Origin of the sequence: Thalassobellus citreus (assembly GCF_044385915.1) — a bacterium.
In the GTDB taxonomy this organism is placed as follows: domain Bacteria; phylum Bacteroidota; class Bacteroidia; order Flavobacteriales; family Flavobacteriaceae; genus Thalassobellus; species Thalassobellus citreus.
This window is the reverse complement of record NZ_JBISCC010000055.1, coordinates 1-657: the sequence shown is the minus strand read 5'-3', so window position 1 is coordinate 657 and position 657 is coordinate 1. Positions and strand designations below refer to the sequence as shown.

Below are 657 nucleotides of genomic sequence, written 5' to 3'. Positions count from 1 at the left end.
AACCGTTGTGTGTCATTTGAAGAAACTATATGAAAAAGTTGAAAGAATTGGAACGAGAACTTAATCTGACTTTTCCATCAATTTATAAAAAGTTCTTTTTGGAATGTCTAAAATCTATTCCAAAAGGAATGGTTGGAATAGATTTATTTCATAATAAAAATGAGTTGAAAGATTGGGCCGTAGAATTATTAGAAGAAGATAATGCTGACAACTTTCTGACCGAAAAAGATTTTGTTTTTATGATGCATCAAGGATATATGTTTTGGTATTTTAAAGCAGACGGAACCGAAAATCCAAGTGTCTATTATTACAGAGAAATGAGTTTAATTCCTGACAAACTAACTGACTTAAGAACTTTTCTATCAGAATACCCAAGAAATTAGTCAAACTAGATGCAAAAAAGTAATTCTACATATTTAAAAAATCAATTAGATAAATTTCTTACCGAAGTTGGTGTGGAAAACTTTTCTCTAAAAGATTTTGATAAAATAGAATATGTTGTAGAATTTGACCCAGCTGAAAAACAAGAATCAAAAACAAATTCAGATGATATTATGAGACTGTGGTCTCTGCCGAACATAATTGGAAAAAAATTAAATGTAAATGATGTTTGTGACTGGTTAGTTACTTACAAAAATGAAATTCCACTTTGGATAC

At 29.1% G+C, this 657-nt stretch carries 2 protein-coding genes; both read left to right on the top strand.

Annotation, left to right across the window (positions count from 1 at the left end):
- The first annotated feature begins 29 nt into the window (after positions 1-29).
- A complete protein-coding gene (locus ACH5TX_RS00270) occupies positions 30-383 on the top strand; it encodes an SMI1/KNR4 family protein (RefSeq protein ID WP_439337561.1) in 354 nt (117 codons plus the stop codon).
- A 9-nt stretch (positions 384-392) separates the two neighbouring features.
- On the top strand, positions 393-657 hold a 265-nt coding region (locus ACH5TX_RS00265), incomplete at its 3' end, for a hypothetical protein (protein WP_439337560.1).

Coding starts and splice junctions, on each gene's coding strand:
- ACH5TX_RS00270 (WP_439337561.1), top strand. CDS start 30: ATGAAAAAGTTGAAAGAATTGGAACGAGAACTTAATCTGACTTTTCCA.